General features: G+C 66.0%; 21 protein-coding genes. 5 read left to right on the forward strand and 16 right to left on the reverse strand.

Going from position 1 to position 23,573, the window contains the following annotated elements; genetic code table 11:
• Window positions 1–23: 23 nt before the first annotated feature.
• The 3 genes from QPK27_RS21915 to pstS all read right to left on the reverse strand — a co-directional run bounded on the left by QPK27_RS21915 (window position 24) and on the right by pstS (window position 4,763).
• Window positions 24–2,723: an EAL domain-containing protein gene (locus tag QPK27_RS21915; protein ID WP_290420304.1), complete on the reverse strand. Its 2,700-nt coding sequence runs from the start codon at window positions 2,721–2,723 to the stop codon at window positions 24–26.
• 147 nt (window positions 2,724–2,870) lie between these two features.
• Window positions 2,871–3,560: a response regulator transcription factor gene (locus QPK27_RS21920; RefSeq protein ID WP_290420305.1), complete on the reverse strand. Its 690-nt coding sequence runs from the start codon at window positions 3,558–3,560 to the stop codon at window positions 2,871–2,873.
• Between the two features lie 174 nt (window positions 3,561–3,734).
• Complete coding sequence (gene pstS / locus QPK27_RS21925) at window positions 3,735–4,763, reverse strand: phosphate ABC transporter substrate-binding protein PstS (RefSeq protein WP_290420306.1); 1,029 nt, start codon at window positions 4,761–4,763, stop codon at window positions 3,735–3,737.
• A gap of 190 nt (window positions 4,764–4,953) precedes the next feature.
• Between pstS and QPK27_RS21930 the strand changes: the two genes are divergently transcribed.
• Together QPK27_RS21930 and ggt are read left to right on the forward strand one after the other, a co-directional pair.
• Window positions 4,954–5,370 (forward strand): hypothetical protein, encoded by a 417-nt coding sequence (locus tag QPK27_RS21930; protein WP_290420307.1) that lies wholly within the window; start codon window positions 4,954–4,956, stop codon window positions 5,368–5,370.
• Between the two features lie 28 nt (window positions 5,371–5,398).
• Window positions 5,399–7,165: a gamma-glutamyltransferase gene (ggt, locus tag QPK27_RS21935; RefSeq protein ID WP_290420308.1), complete on the forward strand. Its 1,767-nt coding sequence runs from the start codon at window positions 5,399–5,401 to the stop codon at window positions 7,163–7,165.
• A 24-nt stretch (window positions 7,166–7,189) separates the two neighbouring features.
• Here the strand turns inward: ggt and QPK27_RS21940 are convergent, their stop codons facing one another.
• From QPK27_RS21940 to QPK27_RS21955, 4 genes are all read right to left on the reverse strand, one after another.
• The gene (locus QPK27_RS21940; protein ID WP_290420309.1) at window positions 7,190–7,663 is read right to left on the reverse strand and encodes a hypothetical protein; all 474 of its coding nucleotides are present in this window, start codon (window positions 7,661–7,663) and stop codon (window positions 7,190–7,192) included.
• 156 nt (window positions 7,664–7,819) lie between these two features.
• The gene (locus QPK27_RS21945; RefSeq protein WP_290420310.1) at window positions 7,820–8,107 is read right to left on the reverse strand and encodes a barstar family protein; all 288 of its coding nucleotides are present in this window, start codon (window positions 8,105–8,107) and stop codon (window positions 7,820–7,822) included.
• Window positions 8,108–8,125: 18 nt separating this feature from the next.
• The gene (locus QPK27_RS21950) at window positions 8,126–8,734 is read right to left on the reverse strand and encodes a PH domain-containing protein (protein WP_290420311.1); all 609 of its coding nucleotides are present in this window, start codon (window positions 8,732–8,734) and stop codon (window positions 8,126–8,128) included.
• A 117-nt stretch (window positions 8,735–8,851) separates the two neighbouring features.
• Window positions 8,852–9,838: a cation diffusion facilitator family transporter gene (locus tag QPK27_RS21955; protein WP_290420312.1), complete on the reverse strand. Its 987-nt coding sequence runs from the start codon at window positions 9,836–9,838 to the stop codon at window positions 8,852–8,854.
• A gap of 438 nt (window positions 9,839–10,276) precedes the next feature.
• On the opposite strand from QPK27_RS21955, the gene QPK27_RS21960 reads away from it, so the two are divergent.
• On the forward strand, window positions 10,277–11,857 hold the full coding sequence (locus tag QPK27_RS21960; RefSeq protein WP_290420313.1) for a methyl-accepting chemotaxis protein: 1,581 nt from the start codon (window positions 10,277–10,279) through the stop codon (window positions 11,855–11,857).
• Window positions 11,858–11,908: 51 nt separating this feature from the next.
• Here the strand turns inward: QPK27_RS21960 and QPK27_RS21965 are convergent, their stop codons facing one another.
• The 5 genes from QPK27_RS21965 to QPK27_RS21985 form a co-directional block, all read right to left on the reverse strand.
• Entirely contained in the window at window positions 11,909–12,475 is a 567-nt protein-coding gene (locus tag QPK27_RS21965; RefSeq protein WP_290420314.1) for a hypothetical protein, read from the reverse strand.
• A 94-nt stretch (window positions 12,476–12,569) separates the two neighbouring features.
• The gene (locus QPK27_RS21970) at window positions 12,570–13,334 is read right to left on the reverse strand and encodes a hypothetical protein (protein ID WP_290420315.1); all 765 of its coding nucleotides are present in this window, start codon (window positions 13,332–13,334) and stop codon (window positions 12,570–12,572) included.
• 47 nt (window positions 13,335–13,381) lie between these two features.
• Window positions 13,382–14,047 carry a lysozyme inhibitor LprI family protein gene (locus QPK27_RS21975; RefSeq protein ID WP_290420316.1) on the reverse strand — a complete coding sequence of 222 codons (666 nt, stop codon included), beginning with the start codon at window positions 14,045–14,047 and terminating at the stop codon, window positions 13,382–13,384.
• A 146-nt stretch (window positions 14,048–14,193) separates the two neighbouring features.
• Window positions 14,194–15,282: a glycoside hydrolase family 43 protein gene (locus tag QPK27_RS21980; protein ID WP_290420317.1), complete on the reverse strand. Its 1,089-nt coding sequence runs from the start codon at window positions 15,280–15,282 to the stop codon at window positions 14,194–14,196.
• Window positions 15,283–15,352: 70 nt separating this feature from the next.
• Window positions 15,353–17,875, reverse strand: coding sequence for a PAS domain-containing sensor histidine kinase (locus QPK27_RS21985; protein ID WP_290420318.1), 2,523 nt, complete (start codon window positions 17,873–17,875; stop codon window positions 15,353–15,355).
• 191 nt (window positions 17,876–18,066) lie between these two features.
• On the opposite strand from QPK27_RS21985, the gene QPK27_RS21990 reads away from it, so the two are divergent.
• Window positions 18,067–18,201 (forward strand): hypothetical protein, encoded by a 135-nt coding sequence (locus QPK27_RS21990; protein ID WP_290420319.1) that lies wholly within the window; start codon window positions 18,067–18,069, stop codon window positions 18,199–18,201.
• A gap of 127 nt (window positions 18,202–18,328) precedes the next feature.
• Window positions 18,329–19,378 carry a DUF3667 domain-containing protein gene (locus tag QPK27_RS21995; protein ID WP_290420320.1) on the forward strand — a complete coding sequence of 350 codons (1,050 nt, stop codon included), beginning with the start codon at window positions 18,329–18,331 and terminating at the stop codon, window positions 19,376–19,378.
• Window positions 19,379–19,387: 9 nt separating this feature from the next.
• On the opposite strand, the gene QPK27_RS22000 is transcribed toward QPK27_RS21995, so the two are convergent.
• The 4 genes from QPK27_RS22000 to QPK27_RS22015 all read right to left on the reverse strand — a co-directional run bounded on the left by QPK27_RS22000 (window position 19,388) and on the right by QPK27_RS22015 (window position 23,541).
• Entirely contained in the window at window positions 19,388–20,698 is a 1,311-nt protein-coding gene (locus QPK27_RS22000; RefSeq protein WP_290420321.1) for a HAMP domain-containing sensor histidine kinase, read from the reverse strand.
• Window positions 20,691–21,386 (reverse strand): response regulator transcription factor, encoded by a 696-nt coding sequence (locus tag QPK27_RS22005; protein ID WP_290420322.1) that lies wholly within the window; start codon window positions 21,384–21,386, stop codon window positions 20,691–20,693. Before QPK27_RS22005 ends, QPK27_RS22000 begins: the two co-directional genes overlap by 8 nt.
• A gap of 95 nt (window positions 21,387–21,481) precedes the next feature.
• Entirely contained in the window at window positions 21,482–22,240 is a 759-nt protein-coding gene (locus tag QPK27_RS22010; protein ID WP_290420323.1) for a MipA/OmpV family protein, read from the reverse strand.
• Window positions 22,241–22,338: 98 nt separating this feature from the next.
• Window positions 22,339–23,541, reverse strand: a complete 1,203-nt coding sequence (locus QPK27_RS22015) for a fumarylacetoacetate hydrolase family protein (protein ID WP_290420324.1) — start codon at window positions 23,539–23,541, stop codon at window positions 22,339–22,341.
• Window positions 23,542–23,573: the final 32 nt, after the last annotated feature.

Consider the following 23,573-nt stretch of genomic DNA (forward strand, 5'->3'; position numbering starts at 1 on the left):
GGGCTTGACGGCCGAGACGGTATCTACGCGACGGTCATATCCAGCAAATACCGGCGCCGCATCATCCCGGCCATCTCATCGGCCGGCACCGGCCGCGCAATGTAGTAGCCCTGCACCTCGTTGCAATCGAGCCCGCGCAGGATCGCCAGCTGCTCCTCGGTCTCGACCCCTTCGGCCACCACCGACATCCCGAGCGCATGCGCCATCGACACGATGGCCTGGAAGAACACCTTGCCTTCCTTCGAATTGGCCAGCTCGGTCGTGAACGCGCGGTCCACCTTCAGCACGTCCATCCGCAAACGCTGCAGCTGCGACAGCGACGAGTAGCCGGTGCCGAAGTCGTCGACGTGCAGTTTCACGCCCAGCGAACGCAGCGCCGCCAGTTCGGCCAGGATGTCGTCCTGGTCGCCCATCATCGCCGACTCGGTGATCTCGACTTCGATCAGGCTGGCCGGCACGCGATGCCGCGCCAGCGCGCCGCTGAGTTGCCGCTGCACGCCGCCGCACAGGAACTGCTTGGGCGAGACGTTGATCGACACCGGCACCAGCGCCACCCCGGCCTCGCGCCAGGCGGCCAGCTGGGCGCAGGCCTTGTCGATCACGGTCTCGCCGATGCGCACGATCAGGCCGGTCGCTTCGGCCAGGGGAATGAACTCGCCCGGCGCCACCATGCCCAGCGTCGGATGGCGCCAGCGCACCAGCGCTTCCATGCTCAGCAGTTCGCCGCTGCGCGCATCGACACGCGGCTGGTAGTGCAGCACGAACTGGTCGCCTTCCAGCGCCTCGAGCATGCTTTGCTTCAGGCGCGCGCGCGAATTCAGGGTCGACGACAACGACGGATCGAAGAAGCGGTACTGGCTCTTGCCGTCGTTCTTGCCCGCGTACATGGCGATGTCGGCATGGCGCACCAGCGTCTCGGCGTCGACGCCGTCGCGTGGATACAGGCTGATGCCGATCGACGCGCCCACCGCATGCAGTTCGTCGCCGATCAGGAACGGCACCCCGAAGGCGTCGACGATGCGCGCCGCCACCGAAGCCGCCTGGCGCTCGCCGTCGCAGGGGTTGAGCAGCACCACGAATTCGTCGCCGCCAAAGCGCGCCACGCCGTCGCTCGGGCGCAGCAGCGACAGCAGGCGGCCGGCCGCGGCCTTCAACAGCTGGTCGCCGGTGGCGTGGCCGTGCGAATCGTTGACGTGCTTGAATTCGTCGAGGTCGATGAACAGCAGCGCCGCGCCGGTACTGGCGCCCTGGGCCTGGGCCAGCATGGCCGGCATGCGGTGCAAAAAGGCGTGGCGGGTGGCCAGGCCGGTGAGCGAGTCCTCATTCGCCAGACGTTCGAGCTCGGACTCGTGCGCCTTCTTGTCGCTGATGTCCTGCAGCGTCACCGCCAGGCCATTGCCGACCCGCACCAGGCGGCGCCGGCCCCAGCTGATGTTGAGGCGATTGTCGCTCGGCATCTTGCGGTCGTCTTCATGAAAACCCGCCTCCATCGCCTTGCGGTAGGTGGACAGCAATTCTTCGCCGAACAGGCTGCTGTCGATCTGCGACAGGCTCGACCCCACCAGCTGATCGCGTGTGACGCCATAGAAGAAGGCGCCGCGCTCGTTGCAGTCGACGATGCGGAAGTCCAGGATCTGGCCGTCGCGCGCACGCACCGCGGCCGCCATGTAGAAGCCGTCGTTGCCGCTCTCGGTGGCGGTGCGGTAGGCGCGCCGCACTTCGTCCTGCTCGCGTTCGCGCAGCGTGGCGCGGTGGGTCAGGGCCGCGCCGACCGCGCCCAGCAGCAACAGGCACACGGTACCGATGATGGCGCGGTCGCGGCTGTCGATCCAGTAGCTGTTGCTCGAGGCCAGCGCTTCGCTTTGCGGCAGCCCGACCAGCGCCACCAGCGGATACACGGTCGACTTGCGCCAGCCCAGCACACGCGGCTGGCCGTCCAGGAAGCCGTCCTGGCCTGCATCGGCGCCCGTGCCGGCGCCCTCGACCACGCGCACGCCGCTGTCGCTGGTCCACAGGCTGTTCGAGCGCGGCAGCGTGCCGGCGTCGACGAAAGCGGCGCCGTCGCTGTACTGCTCGATACGCAGCCGCCCTTCGCTGCCGGCCAGCGCCACCACGCCGCCGGCGCCCAGCGTGGCCGGGCCGACGAAGGACGTGAAGTAGCGCGCATCGACCGCCATCAGCACGATGCCGTCGAACTCGTCATCCCGGGTGTCGAGGCGGCGCGTGAACAGCACCACGTCGCCAGCGGCGCCGAACTGGGTGGGGGCGGCGCCGACCCGCAATGCGGTGGAATTGTTGTCGCGATGCTGGCTGAAGTAATTGCCGGCCGCCAGGTCGGTGCCGACCAGGCCGGCGCGCGTGCTGGAGCGCACCACGCCGCTGCGATCGAGCACGGCCACCACGTGGAAGGCGCTGTCGGTGAACATGCCGTCGCGCCGCATTTCATCGAGCAAATCCGGCTGGCGCGAATTCTCCCAGCTGAACTTGAGCTGCATCGTGATCTGGTCCATCTGCGCCACCGAGCGCGTGATGTACTGCTCGTAGGCTTCGGCGTAGGCGGCGGCGTCCTTGCGCGCCTGACTGTCCAGGCGCTGCTGCTCGGCCTTGGCGCGGATCACCGTGGCGCTCCAGACCGTCAGGCAAGCCAGCAGCGCCAGCAGCGGCCAGACCAGCACCAGGAAGCGCTTGCTGCGGTAAGGGGCGAGGCCGGGATGTTTGCTCATGCTGCGTCAAGAGAAAGACAAGTTGCCGCAAGTCTAGAGAGCAAACATGTCAGCGGTGTGACATGTAAATAACACACGTAAATTACAAGCGCCGGTCGCAAAAAGAAAACCCGGCGCGGGGCCGGGTTGGCAAAGGATGCAGGCGGATCAGCCCGGCGACAGCATGTAGCCGGCGCCGCGCACGGTCTTGATCAGCGACTTGGCGCGGCCCAGCGCCTTGCGCAGGCGCAGCACGTGGACGTCGACGGTGCGCTGGTCGAGCGACTCGTGCGCTTCCCACAATTGCTCCAGCAATTGAATGCGCGAGAACACCTGGCCCGGGTGGCACAGCAGGAAGCGCAGCAGGCGGTATTCGGCGTGGCGCACCTCGACCTTGTGGTTGCCGACGCGTACGCTGCAGCTGAGCGGATCGAGCACCAGGCGGCCCGAGCGCAGCAGGCGCGATTCGGGCGAGGTTTCGCGGATGCCGTCGCGTACGCCGTCACCGATACCGTCGGCCGGCGGCGGCTGGGGGATGAATTCGGAGGTGGCGCCGGCAACGCCGGGAGCGTGCGCGCGCTCGCCTTCGGCGCAGTCAGCCGCCAGCAGGATCACCGGCTGCTCGCGCAGGCGGCGGTCGCCGCGCAGGCGCGCCAGCAGGCGCATGCCGCCTTCGTGGCGCAACATGGATTCCTGCAGCAGCAGTTCGGGGCGCTCGCGCCCGATGAAGTCCCAGGCTTGCGCCAGGCTGGGCACGTTATGCCAGACCCACTCGTCCTCGTGCAGCGAGAACTTGAGCAGTTCGGCAATCGCGGGCTTGTCGTCGATCACCAGGACGATCGTGTTGGCCGTTGTCATGGGATGCTCGGTGTGAACGGGTGGGGGGAAGAGGCGTAGGGTTGGCGGCTCGGCCGCCGACGCGGCGATGGTTTGCAGCAAGATCATCCGGCACGAAAGCGGAGCCACCAACAATCGACGCGTCGGCGGCCGAGCCGCCAACCCTACATCCGGCGATGTGCCGGATCGTATGACTTACAGAATCGCCTTGCCCGAAGCATCCTTCAGGTTGGCTTTCCAGGCGTCCTGCACTTGCTTGACGACGGTGGCCGGCATCGGCACGTAGTCCAGCTCGGCAGCTGCCGGGGCGCCGTTCTTGAACGACCAGTCGAAGAACTTCACGACTTCGCGGCCTTTCTGGGCGTCCTGCTGGGTCTTGTGCATCAGGATGTACGACACGCCGGTGATCGGCCAGCTCTGCTTGCCGGCACCATCGGTCAGCACCACGCCGAAGCCCGGGGCCTTGGTCCACTCGACGTTGGCGGCGGCGGCCTTGAAGGCGTCGTCGCTCGGCTGCAGGTCGGCGCCGTCCTTGTTGCGCAGCTGGGTATGCGCCAGCTTGTTCTTCTTGGCGTAGGCCCACTCGACGTAGCCGATCGCGCCCTTGATACGCTGCACGTTGGCGGCCACGCCTTCGTTGCCCTTGCCGCCCACGCCCACCGCCCACTTCACGGTGGTGCCGGCGCCGATGCTGTCTTTCCAGGCCGGGCTGGTCTTCGACAGGTAGTCGGTCCACAGGAACGAGGTGCCCGAGCTGTCGGCGCGGTGCACGACGGTGATGTCGGTGTCCGGCAGCTTGACGCCCGGGTTCAGGGCGGCGATTGGCTGCGCGTTCCACTTGGTGATTTTGCCCATGTAGATGTCGGCCAGCACCGGACCGGTCATCTTCAGCTGGCCCGGGGTCACGCCGTCGACGTTGACCACGGCGACCACGCCGCCCATGATCGCCGGGAATTGCATCAGGCCTTCTTTTTCCAGTTCATCGGCTTTCAGCGGCATGTCCGAGGCGCCGAAGTCGACGGTCTTGGCCTTGATCTGCTTGATGCCGGCGCCCGAACCGACCGATTGGTAGTTCAGGCCGTTGCCGGTCGCTGCCTTGTAGCCCTCGGCCCACTTGGCGTAGATCGGGTATGGGAAGGTAGCGCCTGCGCCGGTCATGTCAGCGGCAAACGAGGTCGTCATGACGAGTGCGGCGGCTGCGCCGGCGAGGATCTTCTTGAACATTGGCTTGTTATTCCTATTCCTGGTTAAGGGGAGTGTTTTGGACTACGCGATCAAGAATAGCTGCCGAATATGACCTGTTTATGACTTGGCATCGCGCGCAATATGACGCGCCTTTTCGCTGTGGCGCGACCGCTTCCTTGCGGTTTTGCTATCATGGATTCTCCCGTCAATACTTCCTGGACGAATCGCGATGCGCTCCCTGCCCCTTGCTTGCCGTGCCCTCCTGGCCGCCGCTTGTGCCCCCCTGCTCGGCGCCTGCGCCGCCCCGGAACGCCTGCCCGAGGCGCGCTACGACCTGGTCGAGCGCCAGGCGGTGCAGCTGGCGCCCGAGCAGGGCCTGAGCATCACCTACGAGCGCGCCGAGGACAGCCGCTGCCCGGACAACGCGCGCTGCATCAGCGCCGGCCAGGTGGCCTATCTGTTCACGCTGCGCGTGGGCGGCATCGCCCAGGCCTTCTGGCTGGTGCCGGGCAAGCCGGGCTACACCTCGCCCGCCCTGCGCGGCTCGCGCATCGAACTCGACCGCAACCTGACGGCGCCGGCGCGCGGCATGAAGGACGAACGGCCGGCCTCGTATCCGGTGGCGTTCAACATGTATAACCACTGACGCCGGCAGCTTAATGAACGCGCTTTCGATGAAAGTCTGCGCACGCGCATCCGCGCCGGTGCTGCCGCTGGTGCTGGCCATCGTTCTGATTCATGAAGCCGTTGCCGCGCCGGTCGCCACCGGCACTGGCGGCGCGGTCGCCACCATCAGCGCCAAAGCATCCGAATCGGCACTGGACATCCTGAATAAAGGCGGCAATGCGATCGACGCCGCCGTCGCCGCGGCCGCGACATTGGGCGTGACCGATCCGTTCAGCTGCGGCATCGGCGGCGGCGGTTTCATGGTGATCTACCTAGCGAAAGACCAGCGCGTGATCACGATCGACCACCGCGAAACGGCGCCGGCAAAGACCAGCGCCGAGTGGTTCCGCCAGGACGGCAAGCCGATCGACTTCGACACGGCCGTCGCCAGCGGCGCGGCGGTCGGCGTGCCGGGCACGGTGCGCGGCTGGCACGAGGCGCTCGAGCGCTACGGCAGCATGCGCTTCAACCAGGTGCTGGCGCCGGCCATCGCCGTCGCCGAACAAGGCTTTACGGTCAACCCGAACTTCAACCTCCTGCTCGGCCAGAACGAAAAGAAGTTCCGCCAGTTCGCACCGACGAGCGAGCTGTACCTGCACAAGGGCAAAGCGCTGCCGAGCGGCACGCTGCTGCGCAATCCCGGCATGGCGCGCGCCTACCGCGAGATTGCCGCGGGCGGCGTCAAGGCCTTCTATGAAGGACCGATCGCGCGCGCCATCGTCGACGCCGTCAACAAGCCGCCGGTGGCTGCCGGCGTGAGCGTGCGTCCCGGCGCCATGCGCCTGTCCGACCTGGCCAATTACGAGGCGCGCATCCGCCCCGCCCTGCACAGCACCTACCGCGGCTACGACCTGTACGGCATGCCGCTGCCCAGCAGCGGCGGCGCCACGGTGGCGCATGCGCTCAACATCCTGGAAGGCTTCGACCTGAAAGCGCTGCCGCGCGCACGCGCCGAGCACCTGTACCTGGAAGCGAGCCGGCTGGCGTTCGCCGACCGCAATGCCTACCTGGCCGATCCGGAATACGTCGACGCGCCGCTGGCGGGCATGCTGTCCAAGGAATTTGCGGCGCAGCGCCGTGCGCTGATCCGACCGGACCGCGCGGCGCCGGGCGCGGTGGCGGCGGGCGATCCTTACGCGTTTCAGAGCGACCCCAGCGTACCGCTGCGCCCGCAGCCGCGCGCGTCGCTGCGGCTGGCGCCGGAAAGCGCGCACACCACCCACCTGACGGTGTCGGACAAGGAGGGCAACGTGGTGGCCTACACCTTCACCATCGAATCGTGGGGCGGCAGCGGCATCGTGGTGCCGGACTACGGCTTTTTGCTCAACAACGAGATGACCGACTTCGATTTCGAAGGCCCGCACCCGAACGTGCCGGAAGCCGGCAAGCGCCCGCGCTCGAGCATGGCGCCGACCATCGCGCTCAAGAACGGCAAGCCGGCCTTCAGCATCGGCAGCCCGGGCGGGTCGACCATCATCACCACCGTGCTGCAGACGGTCGTCAACTACGTCGACCTCGGCATGCCGATGGACCAGGCCGTGGATGCGCCGCGTCTCAGCCAGCGCAATGCGTCGGAAACGTCGGTCGAGCCGGGCTTTGGCGGCAGCGCGCAGGCGCGCGCGTTGGAGGGGTTCGGGCAGCGCTGGGAAGCGGCGCCCGAGGAGATCGGCGCGGCGAATGCGCTGGTGTTCAATCCGGACGGCACCGTGACGGCGGTCAGCGAAGGCAAGCGCCATGGCGTCGGCACGGCGCTGGTACAGCGGCGCGGGCATTGAACGCGGCGCCCGCGCCGCTTCTTCTTAATCGTAGCTCGGCTTGGTAGCCAGCGCCACCACGGCGGCGCCTGCCGCGACGATCAGCGCGTCTTCGATCAGGCCGCTCTTGGTCTGGCCGATGCGCGCCATGGCCTTCTTGCGCCCGGCCAGCGTCAGGTAGGCCAGCGGCACGGCGGTGGCGATGGCGACCGCCGCCCCCGCCTTCTCGCGGCCTTTCGGCGCCAGCGCGGCGCCGGCGATGCCAGCGCTCATCACGCGCGCCAGCAGGCCCAGGAATACGGTGCGGTCGGGCGCGCTTTTCATCTTGTCGCCGTACAATTCTCCCGCGCCCATGGCGAGCGCGCCGTACTTGAACAGCGGACGGTTCAGCAGGGCCAGGTGGCCGGTGGTGTCGCGGCCGGCGAGGCGCGCGGTGGCAAGGGTAGCCATCGGGGTCATCGAACGCGCACTGGCGACGGCGCCGATCAGGGCGGATGAGAGCAGGCTGTCATTGTTCATCGTGGGTAACTCCTATGCAGGTGGACGGTACGCGGCCTGCAGGCAGGCGCCTTTCCCATTTGCATTTCGGAGCGGCGGCCTGCTGCGAGGCGGATACTCGACTGTAACCATCCCTCTGCCGTCGTGTCGCCACCGACGTTTTACAGCGCAGTCGGCTCAGAGATACTCGACCTGCGAGGCATTGCGCGGGTATTCCGCCGCCAGATCGGTCAGGCATTTCTTCATGATCCAGGCGTCGCGCGGAAAGCGTGCTTCGAAGCTGTCCCAGCCGATCAGCTGCAGCCGTTCCGGCATCTCGACCAGCCCGATGATCACGTCCCAGAATGCGTCCCAGTTGGGGCCGTACCAGTCGGGGAAATGCAGGGTGCGCGCCATCAGCAGGTGCAGGTCGCGCACGCTGGCGATCTCGGTCAGGTCGAAGGTGACGAGGGCTGGTCGGGTCATGAAGAACGATGCACTTCTTTAAGCGTGAATGTATTTCGTGAACACGTCGCTGAAATCGCGCTTGGTATGCGTGTCGAGCATGGCCGTGTTCAACGCCGTCAGCAGTGCGCCGTATTGGCTGACCAGTCCGCCCTCACCCGGCGCGATATTGAGCTTGTGGACCGAGGCCGTGGCATCGAGCGCACGCAAGGCGTTCTCGCGGCACACGGCGTCGCGATGCTGTTGCTTGCCGATCGTGATCAAGGCCTTGTAGATGTCCTTCAGCTGTTCGATGAATTCCTTCTTGATGTCGATCGAGAAGTGGGTGTCGTCCAGGTCGAATTTCAGCTCGACGTCCATGTCCAGCGTGCCGGCGGTTTCGATGCGCACGCTCGAGATCCGGTGCGCCGCGTAGTCATGGCGCTTGATGGTGCGCTTCGACGACACCGCGGAATCGCCGTCGACGTGGATCAGCGCCAGGTTGGTAAAGCAGTACTCGTCCTTCTTGCTCTTGATGAGGAAGAAGATCTGTTCGCCGTCTTCGTTGAACAGGTAGTCGTCGGCATCGACCTTGCTGTAATCGGCAGGGGTGACGATGACGCCGATATCGCTGATGCCCAATGCTTCCGCCGCAAATTTCTTGAACATGGCTATCCTCGTGAGTGAAAGCGCTCACCTTAACCCGATTGATTCAGCCGATCAATGCGCATCGGGTCAGGCGCATGACGATACGCCCATCCATGCATCCGGCCGACGTCCGGCCGCTCAATGCAATGCCGCGCGCAACGCCGACGCCTCGAAATACACGTGCCGGATCACCGGATGCTCGGCCGCGATCGCCGCCTCGAGCCGGGCGATCGCCTTTTCTACCTCGTCGATCCGCATGCCACGCCGGAACTGGACCGACGCCGCCAGCAGCACTTCCTCCGGTCCCATCTGCATGGTGCGCAGGCTGGCCACCTTGTCCAGCGCCGGCTCGCGTTCGAACAGCGCGCGCAGCGCCGCCAGCTGGTCGCGGCCGATGCTCTCGCCCACCAGCAGGCCGCCGGTCTCGCGCGCCAGGGTGAAGGCGGCGCCGATCAGCAGCAGGCCGATCAGGATCGAGGCGGCCGGATCGAAGTACGGGTTGCCGAAATAATGGCCGAGCGCGATGCCGGCGGCGGCGATCGCGATACCCAGCAGCGCGGCCGAGTCCTCGATGAAGACCGTGAACACCGAAGCGTCCTTGCTGGCGCGCACCGCCTGCCACAAGGTCAGGCCGGGCGGACGCGCCGCGTTCAGCGCCTTGCGCGACACGTTCCAGCTATAGCCTTCGAACAGGGCGGCGGCGCCCAGCACGACATAGTTCCAGAACGGGTCTTCCAGCGGCGGGGGATTTTGCAGCGCATCGACCCCGTGGTAGATCGACAGCCCGCCGCCCAGCGAAAACACCGACAGCGCGACGATCAACGCCCAGAAGTACAACGATTTTCCATAGCCGAACGGATGCTTGCGGTCGGGCGCGCGGGCGCTGCGGCGTTCGCCCAGCAGCAGCAGGAACTCGTTGCCGGTGTCGACCGCCGAGTGGATGCCTTCGGCCACCATCGATGCGCTGCCGGTGATGCCGGCCACGATGAACTTGGCGGTGGCGATGCCGAGGTTGGCCACGATGGCGGCGTAGATGACTTTGCGGGAATCGCGGCGTGGGGCCGGATTGTCGCCCTCCCCGGTGGCGTTGTTGGTCGACGTGTCGCTGGCTTTACTGTCTGTCATGAGCTTCTCCGAATCCAGCACTCAGGATGCGCAGGCTACGGGGATGCATCTGTACGGCTGCGCACGCCCGCCGCAGGGACTGGCAATGATCGTGGGGCAGGCACGGGGGCGAGGCGGAATGCCTGTTCAGTCGAACACTTTATTTGACAACAACTGTTGTCCAAAAAAAGCAACACAAGCAGCCATTTCGACAAGAAAGTACAAGTATCGTTGAATACTTGTTGTTCCAATAGTTTCCTCTTGGATACAATTGTTACGTAATACTACGCAGCCCCGAAGCATAGTGGGCAGTCGTCCGTATCCACGAGGATATGCGTCGCTACCGCCGCTGCCGGGCGACGCCCCGCTGTCTTCAACACGATCCCTGAACGCTTGCTTCCTTGCTCCCGGTCCGGTGCCGGGTAAATCTTTTGCCGCCCAAAAAAACATCAACCCACCATGAAACTCCGCTTCCGCACCAAACTCTACCTGCCACTCATCCTCAGCTGGCTATGCCTGTCCGCCATGGCGATTCTTCAAGTCCATGAAAGCGATGCGCAGCGCTTCGAAGAACGCAAGGTCGCGCTGGCATTCGCCACCGATGTGGGCATGTCCACCGTCAAGGAATATGCGGCGCTGGCAGCCAGCGGCGCCATGAGCGTGGAAGAAGCGCAGCAACAAGCCCTGAAGCGGCTCAAGTCGATGCGCTATGGGAAGGACGGCTATTACACGGTCATCGATTCGCACCCGAAGATGCTGATGCACCCGATCAAGGCCGAATTGATCGGCAAGGACCTGAGCGACTTCAAGGATACCAACGGCACCTACCTGTACCGCGAAGTGGCCGCCGTCGCCAAGGGCAGCGGCGAAGGCTGGGTCGAGTATGTCTGGCCCAAGCCCGGCCACCCGGACCAGCAGCAGGTGTTTCCGAAAGGCGCTTATGTGCTGACCTACAAGCCGTGGGACTGGACCTTCATGACCGGCCTCTACCTCGACGACCTGCATGACGCATTCATCGCCGACGTGTGGCGCGCGATCATGTTCCTGGCGGCCTGCGGCCTCATCCTCAGCGCGATTGTCGTGCTGGTGCTGCGCAACGTCACCCGCTCGATCCGCGTCGCGGTCGATGCCGCCGATGCCGTGGCGCGTGGCGACCTGACGCGCTCGTTCGCGGTCGAGGGCAAGGACGAGATAGCGCAGCTGATGTCGGCGCTGGCGCGCATGCAGCACAGCCTTGCCGGCGTGGTCAGCGAAGTGCGCCAGGGCACCGACGCCATCGCCGCCGCCTCATCGCAGATCGCCCAGGGCAACCTGGATCTGTCGGCCCGCACCGAGCAGCAAGTCGCGTCGCTGGAAAAGACCACGGCGTCGATGGAAACGCTGGCCGCTACAGTGCGCGAGAACGGCGAGCACGCACGCCAGGCCAATACCCTGGCGCTGTCGGCGTCGGACGTGGCGACGCATGGCGGCGCCGTGGTGTCGCAAGTGGTCGCCACCATGGCGTCGATCAACGACTCTTCGAGCAAGATCGTCGACATCATCAGCGTCATCGACGGCATCGCTTTCCAGACCAACATCCTGGCCCTGAATGCGGCCGTCGAAGCGGCGCGGGCCGGCGAACAGGGCCGCGGCTTCGCGGTCGTGGCGGCCGAAGTGCGCAACCTGGCACACCGCTCGGCTGCCGCTGCAAAGGATGTCAAGGCGCTGATCGACGACTCGGTAGCGAAGGTCGAGGCTGGCGGCAAACTGGTCGGCGAAGCCGGCAGCACCATGGGCGACATCGTCGCCAGCGTCAAGCGCGTCACTGCCATCATCGGAGAAATCGCGGAGGCCGGGCAGGCCCAGCAGGTAGAGCTGAAGCAGATCAACGACACCATCCTCGACATGGACAGCACGATGCAGCAGAACGCGGCCCTGGTCGAAGAAGCGGCATCGGCGTCGGCCTCGCTCCATTCGCAGGCGCACAACCTGACCGGCGCGGTGAGCGTGTTCAAGCTGGCGACCGCCAAAACCGGCGCGCCGGTGGCGTTGCTGCGCTGACCCCGCAAAGCAGGATCGGGCCCGGCCTCATGCTCGGGCAGGAAGAATGCGCTACCCTGCCTGACGGGATGGCGCCTGGTCCTGCACCACGCTCACGCGGGCAAAGCGCAGGTTCTCGAACACCTTGATGCGTCCCGTCAGCGGCCACCAGTCATACAGGAAGATCTGCGCCGGCCGCCACATCGCCACCCAGCCGATGATGTTCAGGCTTTCGCGCGCGATGCTGGCGGCGTGGCCCTGCACGACGCTGTCGATGGCCTCGGCCAGCAGCAGGCAGGTGGTCACGAAGGCAATGCCGATCATCAGGCTGATGCGCCCCTGGCGCAGCAGCTGCGCCAGCTCGCCGCGCACCAGCTCCACCTTGTAGCCGTAGTAATTGTGGATGGCATCGGCCACCACATCGCTCGCCTGCCCCACCGGCGGCAATTGCTCGACCTGGACGTTCAGGTGCAGGCGGCTGGCCGGCGGCAGCGACAACGCCCAGTTCTCGATATAGGCCTCGCAGGCATGGTCGAGATCCTTGTTCAGGAACGGCGCCGGATCGAGCGAATTGAACAGCTGCTGCAGCTCGCGCACGCGCAGGTCGAGGGTGTGGGTTGGCGGTTCGCTGATGTGCATGCGGCAAGCGTAGCGCAGGACATGCCAATGGGCAACCGACGGCCGGTATCCGGCAAGGCACTGTCCTGTCGATAAACCCAGTCAAGGACGCCGCTTAGTCGACTGCGAGCACGGTGATTGCGGTATCCGTATTGACGAATCCTGGCTGCCAGGGCGGATTGACGACGCGGATATGGCGCACGCCCAGCTTCGCGAAATCCGCGACCGAAAAGGTCCAGCCGATCGATTTGGCGCTGGCATTGCGCATTGCATTTGACGCCTGACCCAGCGTCGTGATTCGCTGCTGCACGCCAATGAGGGAAAAGAATGCGCGCTCTGCTTCCACCTGCGGTGCGATCGATTCGCGGATCGATTGCTCGAGCTTGGCGCGAGCGATTTCACGCTGCGCGGCCGGTAGCGACATCAATCCTGCTTCCTGCCCGCTGTCGAGTGTAAATGACGTGCTGCTCAAGCCGCCGTGATAACCCACCACCGCGAAATTACTGACGACTTTCCTGGGTGCGGCTGTGAACACGTAATTCGCGCACGAAGAGAAGCAGTATTCCATGACTTTTACGGTGATGCCGTTGGCATGCACCCAACGTCCGAGTTCCATGCCGGCGTCTGTCGGCCCACCCTTGCTGCGGATCGACAGAATGGCCGGCTTCTCCGGGAGACTGTCGAACAATGCGAATGCCTGGCGGTTGGCTTCTTGCGACAAACTACCAACATAATTGAGTTCATTATTGTCGATAAAAACGTGAGTCGACGAAGCGGCCATGGCGAACTGCACGGAAGTCGCCAGAATGGCGTATAAAGCGATGAGATATCTGCGACGCATGGGTATTTCATCCAATAATTTATTGATAGCGAGCGCCATGGCCCGACCGGGATCCACCAACTCCCGGTCGTGCGCCCATGACGCGATTACAGCTTGCTGTTCTGGCAGCCCGCGCTGGTGCACTCACGTACGCGATTCTGAAGGAATTGCGCGCGTGCGATCGTGGTATCAGTGGCGCATTGCAGATCGACGTAGAAATGCCCAGGCTCGGTCTTGGAACAAGATTGGTTACGATCCTGTATCCACGCCAGCTGGCCTTTCTTGAGCGCCTTCTTTCCTTCCGCATCGAGCTTGCCTGACAGCTTCTGGAAATTGCTGTTCAATTCCTTATCGGCTTCCTGATATACCTTGTTCAGGCAATACAGACTATCGAAATCATTTTTCGGCTTGTCGCATGCAGAATTGGCAAACGCCGCAGTGGAAACGGAAAGAAGAACGGCCAATACCAGTTTTTTCATATTATCCTCGACGTGCTTCAGTTCCGGCGCCGCCACCGACGCTGCGGACTGATGCGATATTCCTGAAGTTATCACGTCGAAAATGATATGGCAAACGAGGTACGAAGTCGGAAACTCGTCCCGGCTTTTGCATTGAATGACTGAGCCCGCATTATTATGCGGAGTGGATAAAATCAATTGTATTTGACGACGAAATGCCGCGGATTGCCGCTGCAACCCCAAGCAAAGCGATTGGCAATCCTGGCAAATCGCCGTAGCAGCATCGGCGAACGAAGGCAAGGTCAGTGCCGACAAGTGGACACGAGCTGAACACTGAATGTTAACGCCTCGGTCCGATGGATTGCTTTTCGCCACGGATTCGCCATCAACTGTTCAGTCCGTGTCCACTTTTCGGCACTGACCCTGCCGCTTGAGAGCGTGCTGCGCGGCAGGTTCTTGCACTACTTCGACGACGACACCACGCGCGGTTTCACGCCTTCGGTCGTCATCACCACCGGCTTGATGGTGCCGTCCGCATTGAATTCCATGTGCTCGATCGCCATCTCGCGATGGTGGCCGTTGGTGTCGTTCAGCGGCCGGCGGTGGTAGGCGATGTACCAGTCGTCGGTGCCGGGAATGTTGACCACCGAATGGTGCCCCGCCCCCTTGGCGATCCGGGTGTCCTGCTGCAGGATGGTGCCGACGCGCTTGAACGGCCCGAACGGCGACGAACTCATCGCATAGGCGACGCGGTAATCGGGCCCAGTCCAGCCGCCTTCGGACCACATGAAGTAGTACACGCCCTTGCGCTTGACCATGAACGAGCCTTCCACGTACTGCGGGTCGGGCGTGATTTCCTTGTAGGTCACGCCGTCCGGGAACGGCACCACGCTCAGCAGGTCCGGCGCCAGTTTCACGACGTTGGCGTGCTTCCAGCCGCCGTAGTACATGTACACCTGGCCGTCGTCGTCCTTGAACACCATCTGGTCGATCGGCTGGGCGCCATTGTGGATTTCGCCGATCAGCGGGCGGCCCAGCGCATCCTTGAACGGGCCTTCCGGACGGTCGCTGACCGCCACGCCGATGCCGCCCAGCTGGCCATTGCTCTTGATGTCGTTGGCGCCGAAGAACAGGTAGTACTTGCCGTTGTGCTCGATCGCCGACGGCGCCCACAGCGCATACGCCGCCCATGACACGTTCTCGACGTCGAGCACGTGCGCATGCTTCGTCCAGTTGACCAGGTCGGTCGACGAGAACGCGTTCATGAAGGTCTGCTTCAGGTACGGCTCCCAGATCAGGTCGGACCTGGCGCGCATGCGCGTCTGCTCGGGCGTGAACGCGCGCGAAGCGTCAGGCGTGCCGTAGTGGTCGGAATAGGTCGGATAGATCCAGAAGGTCTTGCCGTACAGGCGGATTTCCGGGTCGGCGTACCAGCCGGGAACGATCGGATTGGCCGCATGCGCCGGCGCGCAGATGGTGCCAATGGCGCCAAACGTGCCGCACAGGGCGACGATCAGTGCGCGTGCAACGACGACAGGTTTTATTTTCATTGCTGTGTTTCTCCCCAACGTGGTTTTATTCCAGGGTCAGGCACTGCATGACTGCGACGGTCTCTTCGCCTCAGCCCGATACTCCCGCCCTGCCTCCAATCAGATCGCGAACCCGCGCCGCCAGCGTCTCCACCGTGAACGGCTTGGTCAGCACCGACATCCCCGGCTCCAGCTGTCCGTTGTTGAGCAGCGCGGTCTCGGCGAACCCGGTGATGAACAATACTTTCAGATCCGGCCGCTTGACGCGCGCGGCGTCGGCCATCTGCCGTCCGTTCATCATGCCCGGCAGGCCGACGTCCGAGATCAGCAAGTCCACCCGCGCATTCGACTCCAGCACCTTCAGGCCGCCGGCGCCGTCGGCCGCTTCCAGCGCAGCGTAGCCGAGCTCGCCTAGCAGGTCGGACACCAGGATGCGCACGCTCGGCTCGTCGTCCACCACCAGCACCGTTTCGCCGGCGCCGGCCAGCGGCGCGTCGTTCTGTTGCGGCGCGCCGTCGTCGCGGTCGGCCTCGCCGAGGTGGCGCGGCAGGTAGATGGTGACGGTGGTGCCCTCGCCTTCGCTCGACGCGATGCGCACCTGGCCGCCCGACTGCTTGGCAAAGCCGTAGATCATCGACAGCCCGAGGCCGGTGCCCTGGCCCAGCGGCTTGGTGGTGAAGAACGGGTCGAACGCCTTGGCGATCACGTCCGGCGGCATGCCGCTGCCGGTGTCGGACACGCACAGGGTCAGGTATTCGCCCGCCTGCATGTCATATTCGCGCGCCTGTTCCGGCGTGATCTGGCGGTGGTCGGTGCCGATCTCGATGCGCCCGCCGTCGGGCATGGCGTCGCGCGCGTTGATGCACAGGTTCAGCAGCGCATTTTCGAGCTGCGACTGGTCCACCAGCGCCGGCCACAGGCGCGGCGTGCAGCCGGTCTCGACCTGCACGCTCGGGCCCACCGTGCGCCGGATCATGTCCAGCATGCTGCCGACCATGGCGTTGACGTCGGTCGAGCGCGGCGCCAGCGTCTGGCGGCGCGAGAACGCCAGCAGGCGGTGCGTGAGCGCGGCCGCGCGCCGGGTGGCGCCCAGCGCCACGCCGATGTAGCGCTCGAGTTCGCCCACCCGGTCCTGCTTGATGCGCATGTTCATCAGCTCGAGGCTGCCCGAGATGCCCGCCAGCAGGTTGTTGAAGTCGTGCGCCAGGCCGCCGGTGAGCTGGCCCACCGCTTCCATCTTCTGCGACTGGCGCAGCAGGTCCTGGGCGCGCTCCAGTTCGGCCTGGCGCTCGCGCTCGACCGTGATGTCGCGCGCCGAGCAGTACACCTTGCCGTCGTCCGGCACCGCCACCCACGACAGCCAGCGCCAGCCGCCGGCCTTGTGGCGGTAGCGGTTTTCCAGGCGCAGCGCTGGCAGCTCGTCCTGCAGCATGCCGTTCCAGGCCGCGCGCGTGCCGTCATGGTCGTCCGGGTGCACGAAGTCGAGGAAATACGTGCCGGCCACTTCTTCCTCGCTCCAGCCGAGCATCGCTTCCCAGGCCGGGTTCGAAGCTTCGAAGTGGCCGTCGGCGCCGATCACGCCGATCAGGTCGGGACTGACCTGCCAGGTGCGGCCGCGCGCCAGCGCCTGGGCGATGACCTTCTGTTCCAGTTCGTCGTTCAGGGCGCGCAGTTTCAGGATCGCCTGGTCGCGCTCGGCCTCCACCGCGCGCCGCGCCTGGACGTCGATCAGCACGCCGGGAAAGCGCAGCCCGGTGCCGTCCGGCGCCAGGTCGACCCGGCCGTTGGCCTCGATCCAGTAATAGTGGCCGTCGGCGCGTTTCACCCGGTACTGGTGGGCGTAATGGCCGCCGCGCGCGATGACTTCGTTGATGGCCTGGGCCAGCCCGGCCTGGTCGTCCGGGTGCACGGTGGAGACCACCTGCGCCAGGCTCAGGCCGACGCGGCCCAGGGCCGGATCGTGGCCGAACGCGCGCGAAAAGGCCTCGTCGACGGTAAAACGGTCGGTCGTCAGGTCCCACACCCAGGTGCCGATGATGGCGCCGGCGGTCAGGGCCAGCTGCACCCGTTCGGCATCCTGGCGCGTGCTGGCCTCGCTTTCGCGCAGCACCGCTTCGCTGGTGGCGCGGCGGCGCTGGATCAGCACCGCCTCGGTGGTCTCGATGCAGTTGCACAGCATGCCGAGCACTGCGCCGTCGTCGGCGCGCACCGGGCCGTACGAATAGGTGAACCAGGTCTGCTCGGCGTAGCCCCTGCGCTGCACGACCAGCGGGATGTCGTTCATGCGGTGCGATTCGCCGCGCACCAGGGTGCGCTCGACCAGCGGCGCCAGCACGTCCCAGATCTCGGGCCAGACCGTGCGGAACGAGCGGCCGAGCGCGGCCGGGTGCTTGTCGTGCAGGATCCCGGCGTAGGCGTCGTTGTAGATCAGGATCTGCTGCGGGCCCCACACCAGAAAGCTGGGGAAGGCCGAATCGAGCATGATGCCGACGGCGGTGCGCAGCGTGGCCGGCCAGGCGGATACGGGTCCGAGCGGCGATGCGCGCCAGTCGAGGGCGCGGATCGCGGCCCCCATCGCGCCGCCACCCGGTGGAAACGGGCGCACGCCCGTCATGCAGACAACCTGGAGTGTCCTGCTGCGGAGGGAATCGAAAAATGGTTGCGCGCGTTCATGCCACATTATTGCATGATCGGCATGTCGTCGCCGCATCCGGCGCCCGCCGCGCTGGCGGCACGGGGGCGGCACGATTGCCGGGCCGGCGCCGGCGCCGATTCCCTACAATGATAAAAAATTAACAAGGAGGGATGGCAGACCAGGCCGACGCCGGCGGCGATCCGGTGCAAGCCGGGCGCCTGCGCGCCCGGGCCGAGGAAGCCGAACGCAAGTGCCAGCCGCTGCGCGACCTGGTGCCCGACACCGATTTCTTCGCGCAGGACTGAGGCGTGACAATGCGTGTAAATTGACGCCCGGCCACTAGGCTATGCTATCCGGTTGGACGGCGGCGCGCGCAGCGCATCCGTCCCGTAAACACCGTTTCAGCCATCGCTTCGTGAGGACCGCCAGACCGTGCCCCCCGTGCTTGACATCGTGCCCCCCGACCTGGCCGCGCATGCGCCGCAGACAGGTGCGCCCCACCCCCACGGCTGCCCCAGCTGCCACTTTCCGGCACAGGGCAATTTCTGCTCGCACTGCGGCGAGTCGACCCATCCCCATCCGCCCTCGGCGGGCGAATTCCTGCACGAATTCGTTGGCCATTACGTGGCGCTGGAAGGCAAGCTGTGGCGAACGCTGCGCACGCTGCTGCTGGCCCCGGGACGGCTGACGGCCGACCACCTGCGCGGCGTACGCGTGCCGTTCGTCAATCCGCTGCGCCTGTACCTGACGCTGAGCCTGATCGTGTTCGCGCTGATCAAGATCATCGGGGTCGACCTGCCGCAGGTGTTCTTCAAGGAAGACAGCTACGGCCTCATCTACGAACACAAGACCAGCGATCCCGCCACCGGCAAGCCGCGCAATGTCGCCCTCTATGTCACGGTGGCCGAAGCCGAGAGCGACAAATCCGAAACGGATTCCGAAAAGTTCGAACCATTGAAGGACGCGGTTGCGCACCTGGGCCGTGTGAACAAGAAGTGGGCAAGCAACCTGCAACAGTTCGTCGCCGCGCCGAAGGAGCAGCAGGCGGCGCTCCTGAACCAGGGCTTCCTGAGCACCGTGCCGTACATGCTGATCGGCGCCTTGCCGCTGTTCGCGCTGTACCTGAAACTGATCTACTGGCGCACCCGGCGTCTTTACGGCGAACACCTGGTGTTCGCCTTGCATTACAGCGCCTTCGTGTTCCTGCTGGCCAGTGCGATGATGCTCATTCCCGGCAATGTCGCCTGGCTGATCGCCGCGATCTATGCCCGCCTGTCTTCGCTGGCCGAGCCCTGGGACTGGCTGCAGCTGCTGCCGGTGTGCTGGATCGTCGCCTACCTGGCGATCGCCCTGCGCCGCGTGTATGGCGGCAGCCGGCCGGCGGCCTGGGTCGCGGCGCTGGTACTGCTCGGCGTGCACATGACGGCGATCCTGGCCCTGATCGCCGGCGCCGAATTCATGGCGGTGCTCAGGCACGGCTGATGCGCCGGACTATCCAGGAAAACGCAGTTCGGCCAGCGTGCCCTGCCCCGGATGCGACGACATGGTCAAGCGCCAGCCGAAGCGTTCGCACACCCGGCGCGTGAGGAACAGGCCGAGTCCCTGTCCCCCGCCCTGCTTGGCCGAATCGCGCAGCGCGCGGGTGTAGCGGCGCGCCGCCGCCACCGTGTCGAAGCCGGCGCCGCTGTCCTGCACCGTCAGCCGTCCGTCCGCCAGCCGGATGCAAATGGCGCCCTGCCAGGTGTTCTCGGCGGCGTTGCGCAGCAGATTGCCGACCACGATGCGCAGGATCGCTTCGGGACTGTCCACCCACAGCGGCTGCAGCGCCTCGATCTCGAAGCGCGCATCCTTGCCGTCCAGCAGATGGCGGTGGTCGTCGACCAGCAGCGTGACCAGGGCGTCGAGCCGGGTGCTCTCGAGCGGCGCGCTGCCATCCGCTTCGCGCGACAAAAACAGCAATGCCGCCATGGTCTCGGACAGATTGTCGGTGGTCGACTGGATGCGCTGTAGCGGCGCCGCCGCGGCCGGCGGCAGGTCGTACAGCCTGAGCACGTCGACCGCGCCCGCGATCACCGCGATCGGGGTGCGGAATTCGTGGCTGGCCTGGTCCAGCAGGCTGCGCTCGCGTTCGATGAAGCGTTCGACCCGCTCCAGGTGGCGATTCACCAGGGTCGCGATGTCGTGCAGTTCGCTGATGGCGAAATCGGTGGTCAGGCGCTGCGACGGCTGCTCGGGGTCGAGCTCTTCCATCCGCTGCGCCAGCAGCCTGATCGGGCGGCGCATGCCGCGGTACAGCCACAGCAGCGACGCGACGATGGTCAATCCACTCACCACCGCGATCAGGACGCTGATCAGCGCCATCGCATTCTGGTCGTTTTCGAGGTCGGTGATGTCGACCGCCATCACGACCCGTTCGCCGCCGGCCAGCGGCGTGACCAGCACCGCATGGCTTTTCTCTCCATCCCAGGCATCCATCGCCTGCTCGTCGTAGTAGCCGGGCGCCAGCCGTGCAAAATAAGCGGGCATGGCGGCCGGCGCACCGTCTCCCGTCAAGCGCCAGCCGCGGATCAGGCCCTCCGCCGGCAGCGCCCTGGCCGGCGCGCCGTCGGCCAGGTATTGATCGGTGCTCGAACGCAGCAGCTCTTCCCAGATCGGATGCACGATCAGTTGCTGGCTCAGGTTGCCCTGGATCGTCAGCCCCAGCGCCAGCAGCAGCCCGAACAGCACGAACACCGAGCTGATCTTGCGCTGCAGGCTGCGCCGGCGCCGGCTCTGCGCGGTGCCGGCCGCCGGCTTATTCATCCGCCCCGCCCAGGCGATAACCGCTGCCGGCCACCGTCACGACCAGCTTGCGTTCGGCGCCGCCGTCGACCGCTTTGCGCAGCATGTGCATGTGCGAGCGCAGCACGTCGTTGTCGGGCACGCGGTCGTTCCAGATCAGGGTTTCCAGTTCTTCGCGCCGCACCAGGCCGGGCGAACGGCGCATCAGGAGTTCGAGCAGCTGGCGCCGCACCGGCGTCATGGCTACCTGCCTGCCGCCGCGCGTGACCTGCAGCGTGCCCAGGTCGAAGCGCAGGTCGGCCACTTCCAGCACCTGGGCACCGGCCGGCGCGGCGCCGGCGCGCGCCGCCAGCACCCGCAGCCGGATCTCGAGTTCGGGCAGCGCCACCGGTTTCACCACGTAGTCGTCGGCGCCGGTGGTAAAACCCTCCAGCTTGTGTTCGAGCTGGTCGCGCGCTGTGATCACCAGCACCGGGATGCGCGACTTCAGCTCGCGCCGCAACCGGGCCAGCATCGTCATGCCGTCCATGCGCGGCATCATCCAGTCCAGCACCACGGCGTCGTAGCGGTTCAGCGCCAGCAGGCCCAGGCCGGATTCGCCATCCGGCGCGGCGTCGGGATGGTGGCCGCAGGCTTCCAGGTAGTCGTAGATATTGGCCGCCAGGGCGGCGTTGTCTTCGATGATGAGAACGCTCAGGGGCTGCTTCATGATGTCGATGCGCATATTCGGTGATTGCGTGATTCAACTCTTGGTCACAATGCGGGCCAGTATCGCATCAATCGCGCGCCGCCGGCCCTTCCCTCTCAGAAGCCGCGCGACAGGCCGATGAAGCCGGACACCACGCCATCAAGATCCTTTTCCAGCAACGGACTATCCGACAGCTTGCCCGGCAGCTTGCGGTACGAGACGCTGCCGATCACGGCCCAGCGTCCGGCGAACGGCCGCACCACGTCGATGCCGACGCGGGCGATGGCCGCGCTGCCCGGCTCGTAGCGGCGCACGCCGCGCGCGACTTCCTCGGGCAAGGTGCCGTAGTAGTAGTTGGCCAGCTTCTTCGAATAGTGCGCCACGCCGATGTTGGGCGAAATGCGGGCTGCGCCCCACTGGATCGGATAGGCGTAGGTCACGCTGGCTTCGAAGCCCTTGCTGGCGCCGGTGACGTCGCCCTTGGCGCCGATGGTGAGCTGGCCGGCCGCGCCGCGCCAGCTGGCCGCCAGGCCGAGGTCGAAGGCGTCGTCGCGGTCTTCCAGCAGTCTGCGGTCGATCCCGTTGCGGGCCAGTTCGTCGGCGCCGAAGTCGTCGCGGTCGATGCCGTCGATCCGTGCCGACAGCGTGGCGTCGAGAGTGAAGGCGGCGCCTTTCACCAGATGCGCGCCGCCGCTGATGCCGCGCCAGAAGAAGCGCTCGCCTTCGTACGAGACCAGCGGGAACGGAGTGACGCGCGTGCCTTCGCCGGCGTAGACGCTGTCGGAGACGGCGGTGCCGATGCCGAGACCCCAGCGCGGGGTTTCCTGGGCGGCGGCGAGACCGGATGCGGTGGAGAGGACAAGGAAGAATGCCAAGGAATGCTTCATGAGATGACCCTGTGTTGGACGGTGAGTGATTTCGATGTGGAGAAGGATGAACCAGGCGTGTCGTTGGAATGTCGTTGCCGGGCGCCCTATTTGCCGGCCGCCGGCGCGGTGACCACGCCAGCCTCGATCCAGCCAAGGTAGTTGCTCGAATGGCGCACGCGGTTGCCCGGCTGCAGATAGATGCGCCTGGCGGCCTCGCCGGCCAGGTAGCGTTCGATGACGGCCAGCTGCGCGGCGCGGCCTGGCGCGGTCATCACCTCCTTCATCACCTCGGCGCCCGGCTCGCGGAACACGACGCCGTCGCCGGTGCCGGTCAGCACCGCGCTCTCGGTGCCGATCGCGGCGCGCTCGACCATCGGGATGCGCCCGCCCCGGTACGACCAGGTGCGGGCGCCCGCCTCCTGCAATGTCTCGCGCACGATGGTGGGCAGGTCCTTGATCATGTCGGCCGTCCTGGCCCGCTGGCGCGGCCGGCCGTCGACGTGGGTGGCGATGGTGACCTCGGCCAGGAAGGCTTTCCAATCATGTGGCACCACCAGGAACGGGCCGGTCGGGAAGCGGTCGGCCCCGCTCTTGGCGTCGGCGAAGCCGTCGCCGGAAGTGATGTTGCGCAGGTCGAGGTTGCGCACCAGCGTGGCGCGGTCCGTGAAATCGCCGCACAGGAACAGGCCCTTGCGCGCCGCCTCGAAGTCGGCCATCGAGCGCAGTTCGCGGTCGAAGCGCGCGCACACCTCGACCTCGTAGTCGAGCAGCACGCCGGGCGCAGTGGCGACCGTCATGCGCGGGCCGCTGGCCGGCGACAGTTTCGGGAACAGGAAGGCGCCCTCGACGCCGGTCTCTTCGCCGTGCGCCGGATAATTGGTGCCGGCGGCGACGTGCGCCAGGCCGCGCGGCCCGACGCCCAGCAAACTGGACAAGGGATAGCGGCGCGCGCGCTGCGGCTGGCGCGCCAGCGCGTCGAGGGCGGCGCTGTCGAAGCGCTTGATGACGTCGAAGGCGTCAAGGCCGTACAGGCCGCTCAGTGCGCTCAGGTCGATGGCGGTCACACCTTCGCGCGCCAGCGACAGCACCAGCAAGGTGCTGGGACCGGCGGCCCTGGCATCCCGGCGCAGCTGGGCGAAGGTATGGGCCTTGTCGATCGGCGCCAATGCCACGCCGGTGAGGTCTGGCGCAGCCGGCCCGGCGGCCGGCTGGCCCGCCAGGGCGGAGCGGCCGTGGGGACTGGCCAGGATCAGGCAGGAGGCCAGCGCAAGGCTGGCGATGGAGATGGCGCTGCGGGAAGGTGACATGATGTCGACTCCATGGAGGAAGGAGTCGGCAT

This window comes from Massilia sp. YIM B02443, assembly GCF_030411955.1.
Classification (GTDB): Bacteria; Pseudomonadota; Gammaproteobacteria; order Burkholderiales; family Burkholderiaceae_D; genus Telluria.

Bases quoted from the DNA above. Each gene is read 5' to 3' on its own strand.
- QPK27_RS21915 (WP_290420304.1), bottom strand. From the start codon at position 2,723: ATGAGCAAACATCCCGGCCTCGCCCCTTACCGCAGCAAGCGCTTCCTG.
- QPK27_RS21920 (WP_290420305.1), bottom strand. From the start codon at position 3,560: ATGACAACGGCCAACACGATCGTCCTGGTGATCGACGACAAGCCCGCG.
- pstS (WP_290420306.1), bottom strand. From the start codon at position 4,763: ATGTTCAAGAAGATCCTCGCCGGCGCAGCCGCCGCACTCGTCATGACG.
- QPK27_RS21930 (WP_290420307.1), top strand. From the start codon at position 4,954: ATGCGCTCCCTGCCCCTTGCTTGCCGTGCCCTCCTGGCCGCCGCTTGT.
- ggt (WP_290420308.1), top strand. From the start codon at position 5,399: ATGAAAGTCTGCGCACGCGCATCCGCGCCGGTGCTGCCGCTGGTGCTG.
- QPK27_RS21940 (WP_290420309.1), bottom strand. From the start codon at position 7,663: ATGAACAATGACAGCCTGCTCTCATCCGCCCTGATCGGCGCCGTCGCC.
- QPK27_RS21945 (WP_290420310.1), bottom strand. From the start codon at position 8,107: ATGACCCGACCAGCCCTCGTCACCTTCGACCTGACCGAGATCGCCAGC.
- QPK27_RS21950 (WP_290420311.1), bottom strand. From the start codon at position 8,734: ATGTTCAAGAAATTTGCGGCGGAAGCATTGGGCATCAGCGATATCGGC.
- QPK27_RS21955 (WP_290420312.1), bottom strand. From the start codon at position 9,838: ATGACAGACAGTAAAGCCAGCGACACGTCGACCAACAACGCCACCGGG.
- QPK27_RS21960 (WP_290420313.1), top strand. From the start codon at position 10,277: ATGAAACTCCGCTTCCGCACCAAACTCTACCTGCCACTCATCCTCAGC.
- QPK27_RS21965 (WP_290420314.1), bottom strand. From the start codon at position 12,475: ATGCACATCAGCGAACCGCCAACCCACACCCTCGACCTGCGCGTGCGC.
- QPK27_RS21970 (WP_290420315.1), bottom strand. From the start codon at position 13,334: ATGGCGCTCGCTATCAATAAATTATTGGATGAAATACCCATGCGTCGC.
- QPK27_RS21980 (WP_290420317.1), bottom strand. From the start codon at position 15,282: ATGAAAATAAAACCTGTCGTCGTTGCACGCGCACTGATCGTCGCCCTG.
- QPK27_RS21985 (WP_290420318.1), bottom strand. From the start codon at position 17,875: ATGACGGGCGTGCGCCCGTTTCCACCGGGTGGCGGCGCGATGGGGGCC.
- QPK27_RS21990 (WP_290420319.1), top strand. From the start codon at position 18,067: ATGGCAGACCAGGCCGACGCCGGCGGCGATCCGGTGCAAGCCGGGCGC.
- QPK27_RS22000 (WP_290420321.1), bottom strand. From the start codon at position 20,698: ATGAATAAGCCGGCGGCCGGCACCGCGCAGAGCCGGCGCCGGCGCAGC.
- QPK27_RS22005 (WP_290420322.1), bottom strand. From the start codon at position 21,386: ATGAAGCAGCCCCTGAGCGTTCTCATCATCGAAGACAACGCCGCCCTG.
- QPK27_RS22015 (WP_290420324.1), bottom strand. From the start codon at position 23,541: ATGTCACCTTCCCGCAGCGCCATCTCCATCGCCAGCCTTGCGCTGGCC.